Source organism: Oceanibacterium hippocampi, from assembly GCF_900172325.1.
Lineage (GTDB): Bacteria > Pseudomonadota > Alphaproteobacteria > Sneathiellales > Sneathiellaceae > Oceanibacterium > Oceanibacterium hippocampi.
Genome location: NZ_FWFR01000003.1, coordinates 593,298 through 603,940, shown reverse-complemented (window position 1 = coordinate 603,940; position 10,643 = coordinate 593,298). Strand labels below are relative to the sequence as shown.

General features: G+C 66.2%; 16 protein-coding genes. 7 read left to right on the top strand and 9 right to left on the bottom strand.

Annotation, left to right across the window (positions count from 1 at the left end):
* Window positions 1-59 precede the first annotated feature (59 nt).
* On the bottom strand, window positions 60-395 hold the full coding sequence (locus OCH7691_RS18195) for a hypothetical protein (protein WP_139839780.1): 336 nt from the start codon (window positions 393-395) through the stop codon (window positions 60-62).
* A 66-nt stretch (window positions 396-461) separates the two neighbouring features.
* On the bottom strand, window positions 462-839 hold the full coding sequence (locus tag OCH7691_RS18190) for a SpoIIAA family protein (RefSeq protein ID WP_176245152.1): 378 nt from the start codon (window positions 837-839) through the stop codon (window positions 462-464).
* 128 nt (window positions 840-967) lie between these two features.
* Here OCH7691_RS18190 and OCH7691_RS18185 point away from each other — a divergent pair, with 128 nt between their 5' ends.
* A complete protein-coding gene (locus OCH7691_RS18185; RefSeq protein ID WP_085884998.1) occupies window positions 968-1,477 on the top strand; it encodes a phosphate-starvation-inducible protein PsiE in 510 nt (169 codons plus the stop codon).
* Between the two features lie 21 nt (window positions 1,478-1,498).
* On the opposite strand, the gene OCH7691_RS18180 is transcribed toward OCH7691_RS18185, so the two are convergent.
* Complete coding sequence (locus OCH7691_RS18180; protein WP_085884997.1) at window positions 1,499-2,818, bottom strand: DUF2254 domain-containing protein; 1,320 nt, start codon at window positions 2,816-2,818, stop codon at window positions 1,499-1,501.
* A gap of 161 nt (window positions 2,819-2,979) precedes the next feature.
* Window positions 2,980-3,159, bottom strand: coding sequence for an entericidin A/B family lipoprotein (locus tag OCH7691_RS18175; protein ID WP_085884996.1), 180 nt, complete (start codon window positions 3,157-3,159; stop codon window positions 2,980-2,982).
* Window positions 3,160-3,314: 155 nt separating this feature from the next.
* On the opposite strand from OCH7691_RS18175, the gene OCH7691_RS23025 reads away from it, so the two are divergent.
* From OCH7691_RS23025 to OCH7691_RS18155, 5 genes are all read left to right on the top strand, one after another.
* Window positions 3,315-3,593, top strand: a complete 279-nt coding sequence (locus tag OCH7691_RS23025) for a DUF1488 family protein (protein ID WP_139839779.1) — start codon at window positions 3,315-3,317, stop codon at window positions 3,591-3,593.
* Window positions 3,594-3,625: 32 nt separating this feature from the next.
* Complete coding sequence (locus OCH7691_RS18170) at window positions 3,626-4,186, top strand: exopolysaccharide biosynthesis protein (protein WP_176245151.1); 561 nt, start codon at window positions 3,626-3,628, stop codon at window positions 4,184-4,186.
* A gap of 90 nt (window positions 4,187-4,276) precedes the next feature.
* Window positions 4,277-4,525 carry a hypothetical protein gene (locus OCH7691_RS18165; protein WP_085884994.1) on the top strand — a complete coding sequence of 83 codons (249 nt, stop codon included), beginning with the start codon at window positions 4,277-4,279 and terminating at the stop codon, window positions 4,523-4,525.
* 37 nt (window positions 4,526-4,562) lie between these two features.
* Complete coding sequence (locus OCH7691_RS18160; RefSeq protein ID WP_085884993.1) at window positions 4,563-4,853, top strand: hypothetical protein; 291 nt, start codon at window positions 4,563-4,565, stop codon at window positions 4,851-4,853.
* Window positions 4,846-5,046, top strand: coding sequence for a PLD nuclease N-terminal domain-containing protein (locus OCH7691_RS18155; protein WP_085884992.1), 201 nt, complete (start codon window positions 4,846-4,848; stop codon window positions 5,044-5,046). Before OCH7691_RS18160 ends, OCH7691_RS18155 begins: the two co-directional genes overlap by 8 nt.
* Before the next feature lie 252 nt (window positions 5,047-5,298).
* Here the strand turns inward: OCH7691_RS18155 and OCH7691_RS18150 are convergent, their stop codons facing one another.
* The 5 genes from OCH7691_RS18150 to OCH7691_RS18135 all read right to left on the bottom strand — a co-directional run bounded on the left by OCH7691_RS18150 (window position 5,299) and on the right by OCH7691_RS18135 (window position 8,350).
* Window positions 5,299-6,021 carry a PRC-barrel domain-containing protein gene (locus OCH7691_RS18150; protein WP_176245150.1) on the bottom strand — a complete coding sequence of 241 codons (723 nt, stop codon included), beginning with the start codon at window positions 6,019-6,021 and terminating at the stop codon, window positions 5,299-5,301.
* Window positions 6,022-6,070: 49 nt separating this feature from the next.
* Entirely contained in the window at window positions 6,071-6,268 is a 198-nt protein-coding gene (locus OCH7691_RS18145) for a CsbD family protein (protein WP_085884990.1), read from the bottom strand.
* Window positions 6,269-6,346: 78 nt separating this feature from the next.
* Complete coding sequence (locus tag OCH7691_RS18140; RefSeq protein ID WP_085884989.1) at window positions 6,347-6,904, bottom strand: type 1 glutamine amidotransferase domain-containing protein; 558 nt, start codon at window positions 6,902-6,904, stop codon at window positions 6,347-6,349.
* 305 nt (window positions 6,905-7,209) lie between these two features.
* The gene (locus tag OCH7691_RS23390) at window positions 7,210-7,356 is read right to left on the bottom strand and encodes a hypothetical protein (RefSeq protein ID WP_176245149.1); all 147 of its coding nucleotides are present in this window, start codon (window positions 7,354-7,356) and stop codon (window positions 7,210-7,212) included.
* A 229-nt stretch (window positions 7,357-7,585) separates the two neighbouring features.
* Entirely contained in the window at window positions 7,586-8,350 is a 765-nt protein-coding gene (locus tag OCH7691_RS18135; protein WP_085884988.1) for a superoxide dismutase, read from the bottom strand.
* A gap of 246 nt (window positions 8,351-8,596) precedes the next feature.
* On the opposite strand from OCH7691_RS18135, the gene OCH7691_RS18130 reads away from it, so the two are divergent.
* Window positions 8,597-10,642 (top strand): AsmA family protein, encoded by a 2,046-nt coding sequence (locus OCH7691_RS18130; RefSeq protein WP_085884987.1) that lies wholly within the window; start codon window positions 8,597-8,599, stop codon window positions 10,640-10,642.
* Window position 10,643: the final 1 nt, after the last annotated feature.

Here is a 10,643-nt window from a genome sequence, read left to right as displayed (position 1 = left end):
CCTGTTCGGGACAGCCCTGGCCCTGGTGGGCGCGGCGGTCGCGGTGGATCATTACAGCTTCACCCGGCCGAAGCCGGTGCCGGCGGTCTTTTCGTCGGCTGCGCCTTGTGCGGCGGGCTCCCCCTGTGGCGCTGCGTCACCCTGCGCCGCCGCATCGCCCTGTGCTGCGGCATCACCCTGCGCCGCCGCATCGCCCTGTGCTGCGGCATCACCCTGCGCCGCCGCATCGCCCTGTGCTGCGGCATCACCCTGCGCGGCTGCGTCGCCATGCGCGGCCGCCTCGCCTTGTGCGGCTGCGTCGCCATGCGCGGCAGCATCTCCTTGTGCGGCTGCGTCACCTTGTGCGGCAGCATCACCCTGCGCCGCCGTGTCGCCCTGCGCTGCCGCGGCCCCATGCGCGGCCGCCTCGCCCTGTGCGGCGGCGGCGCGCTAGAGCCGTCTACGGTCGATCGGGTATCGCATCAGCCGTTTCCGTTCCCGCTGCCGCGCAGCCAGATCCGCGCGAGATCGATCTCGTTCGCGTCGAAATAGCGAATCTCGGCACTGACGAACGGAACGGCGATCATGGCCATCCATTTCTGCCAGGCCTGGTCCCCGACCATGGCAATTCGTCGCAGGTCGTCGTGATGCGCCATGTCCAGCTTGATGTCCTCGACGACGGCGCCGAGGCTGTCCCAGCCTCTGAAATCCTCCATGACGATGAGCATGGCCGGACGCGGCTGTTCATGCAGGCGCTGGTCCAGCCAGGGATGCAGGCGGTCGTAGTCCGACTTGTCGAGCTTGCCGCTGATGCGGATCGCGAGAATGTCCGGCGTCGATTCCGCCAGGATTTCAAACATCGGTCGTCTCCTTCCGCTGGTTGGTCCGGTTTGCGCGTGCCGGAGTTCATCGTTCTGCGCGCTTGACGTGTCCCGAGGCGCGCCCATCATGACGTCTCGGGAAGGACGGCATCAGAGGGGGATGGGGGATGGCGGAGAAGCTGAACGGCATCGAGGAACGGCTGGGTCGGGCACATAGCCTGGCCGACAAGGTCGGGACGGTGCTGGTGAACGGGTTCCACGTGCTGGCGCTCTTCGCGATCGGCGCGACCATCGTCTGGGCCGCCGGGTTCGAGTTCCTGAAGATGTTTGGCAAGGGTCATGCGACGGTCGAGGACATCCTGCTGCTGTTCATCTTTCTCGAACTCGGCGCCATGGTCGGGATCTACTTCTCGACCAACCACATGCCGGTCCGCTTCCTGATATACGTGGCACTGACGGCGATGACCCGGCTGCTGATCGGCATGGTCAACCTTGAGCATGTCGACCTGATGGAAGCGATTCAGCACCCCCATCTCGGGCTCCTCGTGGTGACCGGCGGCATCATGATGCTGGCGATCTCGGTGCTCGTCCTGCGCTACGCCTCGTTCAAGTATCCCTCCGCACGGCCGGTTGTGCGCGGTGGCGTGGTTGGGCGCGGTACAGAGGATATGGCCTGATCCTGGCATCCTCGCGCGCCGTCACGAACGGTTCTGCCGGAAGCGCCGCGCGGCGCGGATCGCCATGGCGATCTCGCGTCTGTCGTCGCGACTGCCGTTCGTCCGTTCCGTGTCGGTTGCGATCAGCCGGAGATGCTTCCGGATCAGGCTGGAGTGTTCGTCCGGCACGACTTCCCAGATCCGGCCAAGTGCCCGGATCAGGTGCAGGGTAACGAAGACGTTCTCCCGGGCGGCCTGACGGAGCGGATGGAGCGCGGTGCCGACGATATCGCTGACGCCGATCAGCTGCAGCCAGAGGCGGGGCGTCTCGTCCGTATCGACACGAAGCGGCGAGGGCGCTCCCCGCTGCAGGATCCTGGCGAACGAGCCGGAAAGATGGTCTATGGCGCTGATCGCGGTATAGGAATCGTTGACGCCCGGTGACAGGGCGCGAAGCGCGATCTCGACGTTCAGATGCACGTTGAACTGGATATCCCCTTCCGGGGCGCGCGCGTCGGCGATCAACACCCCGGCGGTGACATCGGCGTCTTCGCAGTTCCGGGCATCGCCGTAGAGCCTGGCGACGAGCGCCCCTTCGACGACGAAGCTTCCCGGCACGGCGATCATCTCGATGAACCCGTTGTTGGCGCGGGCAAGAGCGACAAGACCGTCGGCATCGACCGAGGTCACGTATCCGGCGCGGGGCGCCCGGACGGGTCGCCACTCGCTGTCGGGCAGGACCTCCGCGCGATCCAGCCGTTCCGGCGGGTCATCCGCGAGCAGGCGGTCGACTGCTCTTCGCAGGGCGCGCTGCGTGCGGCCGATCTCGTTGTCGACCATGATCCGGCGGGCGACATCGTGAACGAAATAGATCAGCCAGAAGAAACTCGTCGCCGAAAGGAATATTGCAAGCACGACGGAGATGTTCGGTACCTCGTCGTCGCCGACGAGATAGAGCACGATCAGCGCATAGAGGAAGGTGGCGCCGAGCAGGCCGATGGTCGTCTGGTTGACCCGGTTGCTGGTGAAGGTCTCGAGAATGCGGGGGCCGATATTGCTGGCCGCGAGCGTGAAGACCACCAGTGTCAGCGAATAGACAAGGCTGATCACCGTGATCATCGCGCCGGCGATGGTCGACAGCACCGAGCGGGCGCCGCTTACCTGGATGCTGAGAAAGGGAATCAGCGATTCGACGGTGGCATTCCGGTCGATCCACACGGCAACGATGGCGAGGATGACGCCGAGAACCGCGAGCAGGGTCGGAATGAAGAAGAAGCCGCGCGTGATCTGCTGCAGAAGCACCAGCAGGTGGCTGCGCGTCAGCGTCGTCCGGAAACTGGTCTTGCGCGATGCGTTCGACATGTCCCTTCCGCAGGCTGGGACGCGAGGCCCGGCGCATGGGACCGTTTCGCATCGTGCGGCAGCCCTGTCCGCCCGGCCGGCGGTCGCCCGCCGGCCACGATATCACAGTAAGTGAAACCGCTGGCGGCTCAAGGGTGGAGAGGGGGCGCCGTGGCGCCGCCCTAGTCTGACAGCTCGGCCTCGGCATCGCGGGCGGTGTCGCTGATCGAGTCGCCGGCGGCCTCGATGTCCTGTCCCGCGCCCTCGACCGTGTTGCAGGCGGGCAGCGCGACGCTGGTCATGCCGAGCAGCAGGAAGGCAAGGCAGAGCTTGGCGGTATCGCGGCTGAGCAGGGACGTCATGGTGGTTCTCCCTCGTTGAACGGGCACCGTCACGGTGCGTGTGACAGGACAAACGCCCGCCGGGTCCATTGGTTCCAACCGCGGCCCCGTCTCGCCCGGCCGGGAACCGGCCCCGCCGCGCGGCGTTGACGGAAGACACAGCCAAGGAGCCAGCCATGCAATTCGATATCGAAGGCCGCTACGACTTCACCGAGGGCCAGCTTCAGGTCCGGGCCAAGCATGATCAGGACGATTATGTCGTCGTGATCGAGCGCGAGGTCTTCGAGGAGAGCTTCGGCACCACCGCCAGCGGCGACTTCCACGAATACTGGTCGGCGCTGCTGCAGCATCGGGCTGCGCTCGAAGCCGCCGCGGCCGGAAAGCTGGAAGCCGGGGAGAGCACGGGCGAGGAAACGATCGTGCTGACCCCCGCCGACCTGGATCACGCGTCATAGGCGGCGAGACTGACGAGACCCGACCGGTCGGGTTGATCGACGTCGCCGACCGGGTTTCCGAGGCGTCCGAGGGCGAGCATGTCTCGGTTGACGCGATGATCGGGGCGGTCGGCAAGCGCGCGTTCGGCCCGCTTCTGCTGGTCTTCTCGCTGATCGCGCTGTCGCCGGTCGGCGCCATTCCCGGCGCCACGATACTGCTCGGCGCGCTGATCATCCTCGTGGCCGGGCAGGTTCTGCTTGGCCGGCAGACGCCCTGGATACCCGGGCGGCTTCTCAGGATCGAGGTCGCCAGCGAACGGGCGCGGCGGGCGATCGGGCGGATCAAGCCCTGGCTCGCGCGGGTCGACCGGATCATCCGGCCGCGCTGGCCGGCTTTGCTGGAAGGCCCGTCGCGCCGGGTCGTGGCGCTGATATGCGTGGTGCTGGCGATGCTGATGTATCCGCTGGCGTTAGTGCCCGGCGGTGCGGCCGTGCCGGCGCTCGCGATTGCCATTCTCAGCCTCGGCATCTCGGCCTTCGACGGCCTGCTGCTTGCGGTCGGCCTTGCCATATCCGGGGCCTCGTTCGCCCTCGCCGGCTACTTCCTTCTCTAGTCCGGCCCCGCACCAGGCGGAACTTCACGGCGGCGGAGGGTGTTGGTTGCGGCAGGAGGTCATGACAACTGCCCCGGAAACGGAGGACGCATGCCACGCAAGAAATTCGATCCGGTCAATGCCCGCCAGGGCAACCTGGATCGCCCGATCCTTTACGTACTCGTCGGCGGGCTGGTGCTCGTCGTGGTGTTCCTCGCCGTCTACATGGTCGCGGTCACGACGACCGACGAACCCGGTACCGCGGGCGAGGGCACCGGCACTGCCCAGCAATCCGGCGTCACGACGCCGATCCTGCCGCCCGAACCGGGCGAGGCGGGCCAGTCCGGCCTAGCTGACTGACGCCAACCGACCGATCCCCAAGCGCAAAGGAACCGAGATGAAGGACGACGACGATCGTACCCGTCACAACGCGACGGCGCCCGCGTCCGGCGCGGCAGGCACGCCGGGGCGCAGCCGAGCCGCCGCGAAACGGGCGGCGCTGGTCGCCGCCGCCGGCCGCGACGAGGATGAGAAGGTTCGTGCGAAACGCCGGGCCGAACGCATTCGACGCAACGATGTCGCGCGCCGGCCGGGCGGCGCGGGCGCCGTTCCCGACGGGAGCGGCCGGCCGCACGAGACGACCGATCCAGCATTCACCGAAACCAGGAAAGGAAAGAGCGATGGTTGAATTTGGAGGCATATTCGGACTGATCATTCTGGCGCTCGACATCTACGCGATCGTCAAGATTCTGGGCTCCGGTGCGTCCGTCCTGGGCAAGGTCATCTGGACCCTGGTGATCCTGTTCCTGCCGGTGCTCGGTTTCATCCTGTGGCTGATCTTCGGTCCCTCCGGCCGTGATCTCGCCCACTCCCGGGCCTAGGGAGCCGGGAAGTTCCGGACGGGCTTCGGCCCGTCATCGGCAACAGGCGTGGGGCCTGCCGGGAGACCGGCGGGCCCCTTTGCTGTGTGCGGTCAACTGTCCTACGTACGTTCCCCGTACCCGCGGGTCGGCCTCCGCGGTCGCCCAGAAAAATGGCCGCTGACGGGACCGCCAGCGGCTCGATTATTTCGCGCAGGATTGTCAAGCGAGCCCCCCGGCGCCGTGGGGCGCCGGGGGAACACCAACCGCTGATCAGTCAGCGTTGGCGCCGGACTTCATCGATCCGTAGTAACTATCGTTCTTCTTCCGCCAGTTCTCATCCTGGATCCAGTCGAACTTGCCGCGCTCGAAACGCGGTGCCTGTTCAAGCTGTTCCTCCGTCATGGCAAGGTAGAACACGCTGCCCTGCTTCGAGACCTTCATGCGGTCGAAGGGCACTGCGGAAACTTCTTCGCCAAGGCCAAGGAAGCCGCCGTAGGAGATGACCGCGTAGCCGGGCTTCCCCGTCGGATCGAGGATGATATCGGTGACCTCGCCGATCGTCTCGTTGTTGACGCCCCGCACATCCGCGCCAAGCAACTTGTCAGCGCGGAGCTGGCCACTCATCTGCGCGACCGGGACCGCGTTCTTGTAGTCAGCCTTCTCCCGCTCGGCCAACGGGGCCATCTTGTCACCGCCCCCGTTGCTCGCACGCCTGTCCTCGTAGGCCTTGTCGGGATCCTCCGAGATCTCGCGGATGGCCGTCGCGACTTCCTCGCAGGCATCTTCCTTGCCATAGGCCGCAAGCGTCATGGCGGCGTCGCGGAGGGCGCGCAGGTCCCGGACTGTCGTGCCGGCGTAGCCGGCGCGCTTCTCGGGTTGCTCCATCAGGGTCTTCTCGAAGTCCGCATCGACGATCTCGCAGTCGGCAAGGGCGACTGACGACGTGCCGGCGACGATTGCGACAACGGCGACTGAAGCGAAGAGATGTTTCATGTCGTTCTCCTGGTGATGAAATGAAGAGGGGTTTCGGGAACGTGCGGCCCTAGTGACGGGCCGACCACTCGTCGACCTCTTTTTCAGCCTCGCTTTTCGCGACGCCGTAGCGTTCCTGGATCTTGCCGACGAGTTTCTCGCGGTTGCCCTCGACGACATCGATGTCGTCATTGGTAAGCTTGCCCCAGCGCGCCTGGACGTCGCCGGTGAGCTGCTTCCATTTGCCTTCGATCTGGTCCCAGTTCATGTCTGTCTCCTGTGAGGGGAATGTGTGGCGTATTCATCGAAAGGGTTAACGACGCGCTGCGGGGACGGTTCCAAACAATCAGGCGGCGCGACGATGGCGACCTTCCTCGATCTCCTCGATGATCTTGTCGACGAAGGCATCGAGGTCGCCGGGATTGCGCGAGGTGATGATGCCGTCCGAAACGACGACTTCCTCGTCCTTCCAGATTGCCCCGGCATTCTCCATGTCGGTCCGGATCGAGGGATAGGAGGTCGCCTCCCGGCCCTTCACGGCGCCGGCCTCGATCAGCAGCCAGGGCGCATGGCAAACGGCCGCGACCGGCTTGCCGCTGTCGAGAAAGGCCCGGATCAGGCTCATGGCCCGGTTGTCGATCCGCAAAAGGTCGGGATTGATCTGGCCGCCGGGCAGGACGAGCGCTTCGTAGTCGTCGACCTTGGCGTCGGCGATCGACAGGTCGACGGTCGCCGGCCTGCCCCAGTCGTCCTTGTCCCAGCCGGTGATCGTGGATCCTCCGGGGCTCGCCACTTGCACCGTGGCGCCGGCGCCACGCAGCTTGTCGCGGGGGATTTCGAGCTCGGATTGCTCGAAGCCGTTGGCGGAGACGATCAGAACGCGTGCTTCGCTGATATTGGCCATCGAAGGGCTCCTTTGAGTCGGAAATTGACGGGATGGGTCGAGATTCATGCGTGCCCGGCGCCGCGGTCTGCTTGCGGTTCAGTCGGGCAGGCAATGGCGGCCGCTGACGGCCCTTGCCGGTAGAACGCGGCTCGCGGGCCAGGGTTCCCGTGCATCGGTTGGCGCGACGGGCGGAAAAGAAAGCGCCCCGCCCGGGGGGGAGCGGGGCGCCACAACCGCGCCGGTTGAGGGGGAGGGGCTGCGCGTGCGACTTGAGGGTTCGGGGGGGTCGACGCGCGACCGGCGCGATATGGGGTTCGGAGTTGTTAGTCGTTGTTTTCCTGCGTCACCACGTAGGCGGCGGCGCCACCGGCGGCCGCGCCGACAAGGGCGGCGCAACCCGACGCCATGTTGGCGCCGACGAAGAGAAAGATCATGGTTGCGGCAAGTCGGGTCTTCTTGTTCCTGAGCATTTCGTTGATCCCTTCATGTCTGTAGCGCCTTGGCGCCGGTGAACTCTCTGGCGCGTCGCCGCGCCTTACGAAGATCAACGTCGAGTTCTTCGATGAGTTCCGCGTATGCGCATGCGGCAGGAACAGAAATCTCCTGACGACTTGTGGACGCGAACGCGGGCAGGCAAAGAAATGGCGGGATGCCTGGCATCCCGCCCAAGTTGGCGGCTCGTGCCTTTCGAGGGGAGGCTCAGCCCGAGCTGCCGGCGGTCTTCCGACGCGCTTCCTCGAGGCTCTTGCCTTCGCTGCCGTCGAGCGCCTGCTGCGCCGCCCGGCCGGCGTCGTCAGCCTTGCCGCTCCGGGCATAGTCGGCCTGCGCATCCTGGTAGCGGCGCGCGGCGGTCCGGCTGCCCTCGCCCTGGTTGGCGAACTCCTCGGCCGCGAAGGCCCAGTTGGCGAGATTGTCGAGGAAACTCTCCAGATAGTCCGGCCGACGGTTCTGGTAGTCGAGATAGTAGGCATGCTCCCAGACGTCGCAGGTCAGCAAAGGCTGGCTGTCATGGGCGATCGGCGTGTCGGCGTTGCCGGTGGACACGACCTCCAGCTTGCCGTTCGCCAGCACCAGCCAGACCCAGCCGCTGCCGAACTGACCCTTGCCCTTCTCCAGGAACTCGCTCCGGAACTTGTCGAAGCCGCCGAAGTCCCGGTCGATCTGCCGGGCCAGGGCGCCATCGGGCGCGCCGCCTCCTTTCGGGCTCATCGAATGCCAGAAGAAGGTGTGGTTCCAGGTCTGCGCGGCGTTGTTGAAGATACCGCTTTCCCCGGACTTTCCCGCGGTCGCGCGAATGATCTCTTCCAGCGACTTGCCGGCGAATTCGGTGCCGTTCACCGCGCTGTTGAGTTTCTCGACGTAACTCTTCTGATGCTTGTCGTGATGGAAGGACAGTGTCTCGGCCGACATGTGCGGTGCCAGCGCGTCCTTCGAATAGGGGAGATCGGGAAGTTCGAATGTCATAATGCCCTCTGTATCCGGTTTGACGCCGCGCCATGCGGCGCGGCTCGTGTCGATGGTGAAGCCATTGCCCGATAAACGCGGCGCCGCACATCGAGTTCCGTCGCACGGGACCGGAGCATCGGCACCAGAGCCCCTGTCGGGAACGGATTTCCGTCCCAGATCGTTGGCAGGAAGACCTGGATCGCGGGCCGAGGCGGCCCGACGGCTTCCCCGGCAGCCGGTGCGGGGGGCGGACCGGAGGATTGGATGACCCATAAGCGATTTGCCGCCTGGAGCACCGGCGTCCTTCTCGCCCTTGTCGCCACGCTCGGGGCGCTCGTCCTCGTGTGGGACTGGAACTGGTTTCGCGGGCCGCTGGAAACGATGGCGAGCGAACGGCTGGGGCGGGAGGCCCGAATCGCGGGCGCGATCTCGGTCGATCTGTCTCTCCAGCCCCGCATTCGCATCGACGACATCGCCGTCGCCGATGCCGATTGGGGGGGCGAGAAGGCGATGCTGAAAATCGATCGCCTGGAGCTTGTTATCGTCCTCAAGGACCTCCTGACCTTCGACCTCGTGTTCCCGGAAGTCCGGCTCGAGCGCCCCCGTCTGGCGCTCGCCGTTTCCGAAGACGGCCAGGGCAACTGGCACATTGCAGAGCCGGATGTCGCCTCTTCAGAGGAGCGCGCCGACATTCCGCGTGTCGAGCGGCTGACGATCCGCGACGGGAGGGTGTCGTACCGCGACCCGGCCCAGGACCTGGCAATCGACGCCAACTTCGACATGACCGCGCGCGAGGTGGAGGGCGGAGCGGAAGGTGTTGCGGTGAGGGGCGGCGGCACGCTCCGCGGCGAGGATTTCACCGTCGAAGGTGACGGCGGTTCGTTCGAGGCGTTGCGCGACGGCGATCCGTGGCCCCTGCGGCTGAAACTGGCTTTCGGCGAGACCCGCGCCGCCTTCGATGGCGCGATCACCGATCCCCGCACGATCGACGGGGTTCGCGGCAGGTTCAATATCTCGGGTCCGAATGTCGCGCTGGTCCTCCAGCTCTTCGGGATCGATGCCCTCGCGACCCGCGACTACGAACTGGCGGCAGATTTCGCCGAGGATCGCGGGGTCTGGTCGTTCGAGGGTATCACCGGCCGGATCGGCGACAGCGATATGGGCGGAACGCTTCGCATCGACGGCAACAGGGATCCGGTTTTCGTCGAGGGAAAGCTCGATTCCGAACGGCTGGACATCGCCGATCTCGGCCCCCTGATCGGCCTGCCACGCACCATCGGCGACCGGAGCGGAGCCGCCCGACCGGCCGAAGGCGCGACCGATTCAGACGACGCGCCTGTGCGTGTCTTTCCCGACGCGACCCTGAATGTCGCGGCGCTCAAGCGCCTCGATGCGGAAATCGAGGTGACGGGCAAGAAAGTCATCGCGCCGAACCTGCCGCTGGACGACATGAAGGCCCGGGTCACGATCAAGGGTCAGCGTCTTTCCCTGAAGCCGATACGCTTTGGCGTCGGGAACGGCGACCTGGACGCCGATGTCGAGGTCAACGGGGCGGTGGAGCCGGTCCAGACCAGCGTCGACGCGCGACTGGAGGCCGTCGATCTGGCCCGGATCGTCGCCGACTACGGTCAGCCCGAAGCGGCCCGGGGCAATATCCGGGGGCGCGTGAAACTCTCGATGAGCGGAAACAGCATCCGCAAGGCGCTCGGCACGGCGAACGGTGATGTCGCGCTGATCCTGCAGTCCGGCGAGATCAGCGCTCTCGCCGTCGAACTGGTCGGCCTCGATCTGATGGAAAGCCTGGCGCTCGTGGTTGAGGGCGACGAGCGGCTGCCGGTTTCCTGCGGCGTTGCCGGCTTCGAGGCGGCGGACGGGATCCTGACCGCCCGCCTGATCCTTCTGGAGACCCGTGATTCGACGATCCGGGGCGAGGGCACCATCAACCTCGGAAGCGAGAAGCTCGACCTGGAGTTCCGGGGCAAACCGAAGGATCTGAGCATCGGCGTGCTGCACGCTCCCGTCCGGGTTCGCGGTTATCTGGCCCGGCCGACGGTCTCGGTTCTCACGGCGCAAGCGGCGGCACAGGGCGCCGCGGCGGTGGCGCTCGGCGCCTTGCTGACGCCCCTGGCGGCGCTCTTGCCGTTCATCGAGGCCGGCAGCGATTCGGAGAACGCCGACTGCCGGAAGCTTACCAAGGAAGCGGAAGGAAAGGGGGCCGGCGGCGCTGCCGAAGGATCCTCGGCCGATCCGGCGCCGTCGAAGGTGATTGCACCGAAGCCGACCGTCCGGTCGCAGGATTCGGCCGACTAGC

Excerpts from the sequence above, each read along its gene's own strand:
- OCH7691_RS18145 (WP_085884990.1), bottom strand. The coding sequence starts at position 6,268 with ATGAACTGGGACCAGATCGAAGGCAAATGGAAGCAGCTCACCGGCGAC.
- OCH7691_RS23390 (WP_176245149.1), bottom strand. The coding sequence starts at position 7,356 with ATGCTCAGGAACAAGAAGACCCGACTTGCCGCAACCATGATCTTTCTC.
- OCH7691_RS18140 (WP_085884989.1), bottom strand. The coding sequence starts at position 6,904 with ATGGCCAATATCAGCGAAGCACGCGTTCTGATCGTCTCCGCCAACGGC.
- OCH7691_RS18160 (WP_085884993.1), top strand. The coding sequence starts at position 4,563 with ATGAAGGACGACGACGATCGTACCCGTCACAACGCGACGGCGCCCGCG.
- OCH7691_RS18165 (WP_085884994.1), top strand. The coding sequence starts at position 4,277 with ATGCCACGCAAGAAATTCGATCCGGTCAATGCCCGCCAGGGCAACCTG.
- OCH7691_RS18175 (WP_085884996.1), bottom strand. The coding sequence starts at position 3,159 with ATGACGTCCCTGCTCAGCCGCGATACCGCCAAGCTCTGCCTTGCCTTC.
- OCH7691_RS18155 (WP_085884992.1), top strand. The coding sequence starts at position 4,846 with ATGGTTGAATTTGGAGGCATATTCGGACTGATCATTCTGGCGCTCGAC.
- OCH7691_RS18185 (WP_085884998.1), top strand. The coding sequence starts at position 968 with ATGGCGGAGAAGCTGAACGGCATCGAGGAACGGCTGGGTCGGGCACAT.
- OCH7691_RS23025 (WP_139839779.1), top strand. The coding sequence starts at position 3,315 with ATGCAATTCGATATCGAAGGCCGCTACGACTTCACCGAGGGCCAGCTT.
- OCH7691_RS18135 (WP_085884988.1), bottom strand. The coding sequence starts at position 8,350 with ATGACATTCGAACTTCCCGATCTCCCCTATTCGAAGGACGCGCTGGCA.
- OCH7691_RS18190 (WP_176245152.1), bottom strand. The coding sequence starts at position 839 with ATGTTTGAAATCCTGGCGGAATCGACGCCGGACATTCTCGCGATCCGC.
- OCH7691_RS18195 (WP_139839780.1), bottom strand. The coding sequence starts at position 395 with ATGGGGCCGCGGCAGCGCAGGGCGACACGGCGGCGCAGGGTGATGCTG.
- OCH7691_RS18150 (WP_176245150.1), bottom strand. The coding sequence starts at position 6,021 with ATGAAACATCTCTTCGCTTCAGTCGCCGTTGTCGCAATCGTCGCCGGC.
- OCH7691_RS18180 (WP_085884997.1), bottom strand. The coding sequence starts at position 2,818 with ATGTCGAACGCATCGCGCAAGACCAGTTTCCGGACGACGCTGACGCGC.
- OCH7691_RS18130 (WP_085884987.1), top strand. The coding sequence starts at position 8,597 with ATGACCCATAAGCGATTTGCCGCCTGGAGCACCGGCGTCCTTCTCGCC.